Origin of the sequence: Flavobacterium sp. AJR (assembly GCF_002156885.1) — a bacterium.
Lineage (GTDB): Bacteria > Bacteroidota > Bacteroidia > Flavobacteriales > Flavobacteriaceae > Flavobacterium.
The window spans coordinates 1-7,428 of the sequence record NZ_NCWQ01000131.1 but is presented as its reverse complement, the minus strand read 5'-3'; the positions used below and the strand labels follow the sequence as shown (position 1 = coordinate 7,428).

The 7,428-nt window shown below is 31.0% G+C and carries 6 protein-coding genes; 1 reads left to right on the top strand and 5 read right to left on the bottom strand.

The genetic code is table 11. The features are described from left to right. Positions 1–156: 156 nt before the first annotated feature. Complete coding sequence (thiL, locus tag B8T70_RS22225) at positions 157–1,203, top strand: thiamine-phosphate kinase (protein WP_086896265.1); 1,047 nt, start codon at positions 157–159, stop codon at positions 1,201–1,203. Positions 1,204–1,267: 64 nt separating this feature from the next. Here thiL and B8T70_RS22220 read toward each other — a convergent pair whose 3' ends face one another. From B8T70_RS22220 to B8T70_RS22200, 5 genes are all read right to left on the bottom strand, one after another. Continuing rightward, a complete protein-coding gene (locus B8T70_RS22220) occupies positions 1,268–1,960 on the bottom strand; it encodes a response regulator (protein WP_039113219.1) in 693 nt (230 codons plus the stop codon). Continuing rightward, positions 1,950–4,007 carry a tetratricopeptide repeat-containing sensor histidine kinase gene (locus B8T70_RS22215; RefSeq protein WP_086896264.1) on the bottom strand — a complete coding sequence of 686 codons (2,058 nt, stop codon included), beginning with the start codon at positions 4,005–4,007 and terminating at the stop codon, positions 1,950–1,952. The genes B8T70_RS22220 and B8T70_RS22215 overlap by 11 nt, the downstream gene beginning before the upstream one ends. A 97-nt stretch (positions 4,008–4,104) precedes the next feature. Continuing rightward, entirely contained in the window at positions 4,105–4,419 is a 315-nt protein-coding gene (locus tag B8T70_RS22210; RefSeq protein WP_052250000.1) for a hypothetical protein, read from the bottom strand. Between the two features lie 175 nt (positions 4,420–4,594). After that, positions 4,595–5,410, bottom strand: coding sequence for a LytTR family DNA-binding domain-containing protein (locus B8T70_RS22205; RefSeq protein WP_086896263.1), 816 nt, complete (start codon positions 5,408–5,410; stop codon positions 4,595–4,597). Positions 5,411–5,770: 360 nt separating this feature from the next. Then, positions 5,771–7,312: a glycine--tRNA ligase gene (locus B8T70_RS22200; RefSeq protein ID WP_039113222.1), complete on the bottom strand. Its 1,542-nt coding sequence runs from the start codon at positions 7,310–7,312 to the stop codon at positions 5,771–5,773. Positions 7,313–7,428 lie beyond the last annotated feature (116 nt).

Sequence of the window (7,428 nt, the reverse complement as noted above, 5' to 3'; positions counted from 1 at the left end):
TTTTCTTTAAAAAATCTTTATATTGACATAAAAACACAAAAGGCTAAACAAATTTTACTTAAAACAAATACCTCTAGTAAATGGCCTTCTTTTTAATTAGTCAAAACCTTTGCATCTTTGTACCTTTGCACCTAAGAAATTTAGTACCGTAACAAAATGATTGAAGATAAAAACCCACAACGTACCAGCATAGCGCAATTAGGCGAATTTGGACTAATTGAGCACTTAACACGAAACTTTGATGTTACACAAGAATCTACTTTAAAAAGTATTGGCGATGATGCTGCTGTATTAGATTTTAAAGACAAAAAAGTAGTCGTTTCTACCGATTTATTAATCGAAGGTGTGCATTTTGATTTGGCTTATATGCCTTTAAAACATTTAGGTTACAAAGCTGTGGTGGTAAACATTTCAGACATTTGTGCCATGAATGCTAAACCAACACAAATAACTGTTTCTGTAGCTGTTTCTAATCGTTTTCCATTAGAAGCTCTAGAAGAATTATTTGCAGGAATCACGCATGCTGCCAAAGAATATAATGTAGATGTAATTGGTGGTGATACTACCTCATCTCAAAAAGGATTAATCATTAGTATTACTGCTATTGGTGAAGCCGATGAAAATGAAATCGTATATCGTAATGGCGCTAAACAAACTGATTTATTGGTTGTAACTGGCGATATTGGAGCTGCTTATATGGGATTACAGGTTCTAGAAAGAGAGAAACAAGTTTTTCAGGTAAATCCTAATTCGCAACCTGATTTAGATGCCTATACTTATTTAATAGAACGCCAATTAAAACCTGAAGCTCGCAAAGACGTTCGTACTTTGTTACATGCCTTGGAGATTAAACCAACATCTATGATTGATATTTCGGACGGATTATCGTCGGAGATTATTCATTTGTGCAAACAATCTAAAGTAGGTTGTAACTTATATGAAGATAAATTGCCGCTAGATCCACAATTCATAAGTGTTTGTGAAGAATTTAATATCGATAGTACAACTGTTGCGATTAATGGTGGAGAGGATTACGAATTACTTTTTACTATTGCAATGGAAGATTTTGAAAAGATAAAAGCAAATCCAAACTTCTCAATTATTGGTCATATGACGCAAGAAAGCGAAGGGATTCATTTAGTAACTCGTGCTAATACAAAAATTGCTTTAAAAGCCCGCGGATGGGATGCTTTAAGCGAATAATTACATATATCCATAAAAAAAGACATCTTATCAGATGTCTTTTTTTATTTTATAGAAGCGCTGTTTATAAAAGTCCTTTGTTCCTGGCTTCGTGTACTAAATCATCATCTGTACCGTCTGTTACTTTTAGCAATTCTTTTAAATTTTCTATTCTTCTTATTGTAGCTTTCAAAGAAATGGGAATGTAATGTGGCATTTCGTCTGTTTTAGTTCCTTTGGATAAATGAAACAGAATTTGTTCGTCAATCTGATCAATTTCGATGGAGTCTTTTGGTGATTTTTCTAACATTTCAACAACCGACTGGCTGTAGTAAGTCTTTTTTTTCATCACTTTATCAAAAGCAAATAATAACTCATCAAATGTTAAATCATTCTTTATGATTAATCCTCTAGGATTTATTGTTCTAATGATTGTTTTTATCTTAAGTAATTCGGTGTACATTGTTAGCAAAATTATTTTACAATTTGGCATATGTTCCATAATCAGCTTTGCTAAATCTTCTCCCGAATATATTTCCATTTCTTCATAAGCAGGCATACTAATGTCTAGAAATGCAATATCAAAACTTGTTGTTGCAGGATCCATAATTACCTCGTAACCCGATTTACAATCTTTGGCCTGAGTAATTAAAAATTCATATTCTTTAGGATTATATCTCGTAATCGCATTTTTGTACCCTTCAATTATAAAAGGATGATCATCTACTATAAATATGTTATTCTTAATTATTTCTACTGGAGGTTTATCAGTTGTCATTATGCTGAAGGTTTATTTTTTGATCAATTGGAATTTTAATTACTATAACTGTTCCATCTGCTTTATTAGATTTTATATCAACGGTTCCATCGCATTCTTTTACTCGATAGAAAATATTTTGCAAACCAATTCCTTTTTTGGTTCTATTTACATTAAATCCTACTCCATCATCACTTATCAACAACGCCAAATGATTTACTTCATTTTTAAGCTCTATTTTTATTGTTTCTGCTTGTGCATATTTATTACAATTTTGCAATGCTTCCTGAATAATTCTGTACAGATTTATTTTAATGGAGTTACTTACCAAATCCCATCTTATACTTGAATCAATACTCGAGATTAATTTTGATTTAAAAGTAACTCTTTGATTTTCCAATAACTTATCAAGAATCATTACAAAATTATTAATCAATTCTGATTTCTCTTTGTTTAAATCATGCGAAATTTCCCGAATATCTTGCTCAATTTCTTTTAAATCTGATAAATATTTTTTGCGCTTTACTGCTGCTGCTGCATCATCTACTTTATCTAAACTGTCTAAACTTATCCTAACCCCAAACATTCGCCCTAAAACACCATCATGTAAATCTTGGGCTACCTTTTTCTTCTCTTTAATTCGAATAGCTTCAATTGTATTTTGTTGCGAAATCATCAGGTTATAAATATCTTCATTGGCTATCTGTTGCTGCTGTTTAAAAAGCAGCTCTCTATTTTTGGCTTTTTGTGCCAAATAAACATAAAAAAAGAGTCCTAATAAACCACAGATACTAAAAACATATATCAATGTTCGGTTCTGAACATTTAAACTCGTATTTTCATCTTTTATTTCATTCGTTTCATATTCTATTCGGGAAAATTTTTCTCCCATCTTTCTTTCTGCTTTTTGTGCTTTTTCATTTATCTGTATATATTCTTTCGAATAAACCGATGCATTTGTTGGATCCACAAGAGCCATTTGCTTAAGTGCCTCAAGTGTATTTCTTAATCTATTCGAATTTCGGGATAACTTAAGTGCATCTTTACAATATTGCATTGCTTTTGAAGTATCTTTTTTATAAGCAAAATACTCAGATAAATGTATTTTACTAGATATGACCCCTGACTTAAGATCTAGACTATCTCTAATTTTCAAAGATTTATAAAATAGATCTGGAAGTCCTTCAGACTCATGCAACTTAAATTTAGAATAAGCCAAATTATCATATAACATAGCATATAATATAAGTTTTTCCTTAAATAAGTTTTTTTGTTCTAATCCTTTTTGAAAATATATTTTTGCTTTTTTATAATCATTCATACTTAAATAAACAAAGCCAATATTATTTAGCGAAGTCGCTTTTAGCTGAAGATCTAATGGGATTGATTTATCTTCAAGAATAACTAAAGCCTTATTATTAAATTCCAAAGCCTTATCATATTCTTCTCGCTCCTTGTATAAAATCCCTAAAAGATTATAGGATTCATGCAATAAATAACTTACTTTTTTCTGACGCTTCAAAAGCCGCAAGGCTTTAAAAACCATTATTTCACTCTCAAAAAAATCGCTTATGTTATATTGCAGAGTTGCCTTACTCAAAAAAGTTCTGGCAAGATTATAGTCATCATTAATCCGGATGTACAATTTCTCTGCCTTATAGTAGTTCCTAAAAGCACTATCAGGAACTGTTTTAAAACTATAGTAATCTCCTAAATAAGCATAGGCCTTAGCCATACTAACCGTATCAAGGTTATTTTTTGATCGTTCTAGTATGAGTTTTGTTGTTTCTCGATAGGCATTCCAATCATTCATATTATAATACCGATTGGCTACTTTAAATAAATTTACTCTATTAACCGAATCATCTTTTTGATTGATAATTATATCGAATGCTTTTTTATTATACTCTTGTTTGGACTTAAATGGCACGTTGATATCATTTGCCAATGACAAATAAAGAGACAAACTATCTACAGAGGAAGCCACATTGTTGTCGACAATGCTTTTCTTGGTACAGCCCAAAAAAACAAAAACTAATAACAATAATATAGGGTAGATTTTTTTCAATAGTACATTTGGCTTTTATCAAAAATACTAAAACTATAGACACAAAAAAAGGCTGTCAAAAAATTGACAGCCTTTTTTTACATATAAACTCTTTGTTCTAGTCTTGTTTTCTTCCTCCTCCTGCTGATCCACCACCATCAATAGGCTGTCTATAACTGTTAGTTGCTGACAAATCTAACATATAACCATTATCTTGTTTTCTACCTCCTCCTGCTGATCCACCACCATCAATAGATAAATCAATGTAGACATCTTGTTTTCTTCCTCCTCCTGCTGATCCACCGCCATCAATAGGTGGTATTATCTCACTTTTTGCATTTAATGAAATGTTTTTAGTTGTTTCTGGAGTAGTAAAAGATGTTGCTACTAATGCTAAAGAAAATAATGCGATTGTTGTGATTGAAGTTTTCATAATCTGGGGATTTTTATTGTTAGTATTTTTTTACGTTTTAAATGATCGCTTATTGCTAAATCATGGTGTAAAATTAGTACTGTAATCCCCTTTTCAACTCTGTAAAAAGGCATATATGGTGGAATGCTGCCAAATGGTAGTGTACGTAGGTCAAATACGTGTAAATACTTAGTTGCTAGACCTCTATATAGTTTCCGTTAGCAAATTCGGCAATTATTATCTCTACATTTCTTTTATAAGTCTTAGAAAATGGTAGTTTTTTTGTAGAGTTTTTTATGTAACAAACTGAGTTCCCAGTATGTATCCTCGCAATATGGTTTCTGTTGATGATATAACTGTTGTGTATGCGTATAAATGGATGTAATAAAATAGCTTCAAAATATTTTAATGTTTTAAAAGCTGTTATCATTTCTCCTGTATTCAAATAAATATCTGTCGAATTATTATCTGCCTGAATATAGGTAATATCTTTTGCTTGAATGTATCGATAATCTCCATACGATTTAACACATAACACTAAAGATTGATTAATTTTTTGTACCTCGATAGCATCTCCTTTAAGCGAGGTTTTAAAATCCTGAACGGTTTGATTGCTAATTAAATTTACCTCATAACTAGGCCAATCTAGTTTTAAAATCGTTTTGAGTAAATCTGCCCGTTTAAGTGGTTTTAGCAAATAATCCATTACGCCATACTTAATCGCATCAAAAGCAAAATCTTTTTTGGTGGTTGTAATAATAACTTTAGGAACAATCCGCAAATAATGATAAAGCTCATTTATAAATAATAACGAAAGATTACTTGTATTATCTTTTGGATCTATCTCAAGAAATATAATATTTGGGTTATGCTCTAAAACTAAATTTAATCCTTGCTGATATGTATTTGCAATAGCAACAAAAATTAGCTCTGAAAAACCATCTGCTAATTCCTTGGTTTTTAGAACACTTTCTTGATTATCATCAATAATAATGTATGAATAATTTTTCAATGCTTTTGTAGATTTAGTGGTATTATTTTACAAGAACCGAACTGATAATTATATGCAAATTTATCTCCTTCATTGGAATTTCAACAATAAAATCTTATTTTTAGCTTTAATAAAGCAATTAAATTTACATATTTCCTTTTTTTAAAGATTTTATTGTTAATATATTTTAAACAAATGTTAACACATTAAGACGAACTGCAAATATATCCGATGAAATGCACAAAATAAAGTCTTCTTTAATATATTATCTCTATTTTTTGCATGTTTAAAACATACCTTTTCTAAACAAAAAAAGCTTCTCATTTGAGAAGCTTTTTTCTTATTTTTAATTATCGATTATACTAATAATCGATTCTTATTTTACATTTTCATTAACCAATTTTTCATCGAAACTTCATTTTCGATAATTGATCTTAAATCGGCAATAGCTACACGATCTTGTTTCATTGTATCTCTATGACGGATTGTAACTGTTTGATCCTCGATAGTTTGGTGATCAACTGTAATACAAAAAGGAGTTCCTAATGCATCTTGTCTTCTATAACGTCTTCCTACTGCATCTTTTTCATCATAAGAAACATTGAAATCCCATTTTAAATCTTCGATGATTTTTTTAGAAATTTCAGGTAAGCCATCTTTCTTTACCAATGGTAAAACTGCTGCTTTTGTAGGTGCTAAAACTGCTGGTAGTTTCAAGACTGTTCTTGTAGAACCATCTTCTAATGTTTCTTCTTTTAATGAAGTTGCAAAAACTGCTAAGAACATTCTATCTAATCCTACTGAAGTTTCTACCACATAAGGAACATAATTTTGATTTAATTCAGCATCAAAATACTGTAGTTTTCTACCAGAGAATTCTTCATGCGCTTTTAAGTCAAAATCTGTACGAGAGTGAATTCCTTCTAATTCTTTAAATCCAAAAGGGAAATTAAACTCGATATCCGCAGCTGCATTAGCATAATGTGCTAATTTTTCATGATCATGAAAACGGTAGTTTTCTTTTCCTAAACCTAAAGATAAATGCCAGTTTAAACGTGTCGTTTTCCAGTGCTCATACCATTGCATTTCATCTCCTGGACGTACAAAAAATTGCATTTCCATTTGTTCAAATTCACGCATACGGAAAATAAATTGTCTTGCAACGATTTCATTTCTAAACGCTTTTCCTGTTTGTGCAATTCCAAAAGGAACTTTCATTCTTCCTGATTTTTGTACATTCAAGAAATTCACAAAGATACCCTGAGCTGTTTCTGGACGTAAATACAAGTCCATTGCAGACTCTGCAGATGCTCCTAACTTAGTACCAAACATTAAGTTGAATTGCTTTACATCTGTCCAGTTTCTAGATCCAGTTTCTGGGTCTGCAATTTCTAGTTCTTCGATTAAAGCTTTAACATCTTCTAAATCTCCATTACCTAAAGAGCGTCCTAAACGTTCTCTGATTTCTTTTTCTTTAGCTAAATATTCAATTACTCTGGCATTTGTAGTTACAAATTCCTGTTCGTTGAAAGCATCTCCAAAACGAGCACTCGCTTTTTCGATTTCTTTTTTAGCTTTTAGATTTAACTTTTCAGCATAATCTTCTACCAGAACGTCAGCTCTATATCTTTTTTTAGAATCTTTATTATCAATTAACGGATCATTAAAGGCATCAACGTGGCCTGAAGCTTTCCAGGTTGTTGGATGCATTAATATTGCGGCATCTAAGCCTACAATATTCTCATTCATCTGAACCATTGATTTCCACCAATATTCACGGATGTTTTTCTTTAACTCTACTCCGTTTTGCGCGTAATCATATACTGCACTTAAACCATCGTATATTTCGCTCGACGGAAAAATAAATCCGTACTCTTTTGCGTGCGAAACTACATTCTTAAATAAATCGTCTTGTTTTGCCATAGTAATGCAAAAATATAAAAAGTCCTTGTAAAAAAAAGAAAAATTGCAAAGATTGAAGCCTGAATTTCTTTATTTTTGTAACTAAATTCTTTCTATTTGTGTTTAATTACATTATT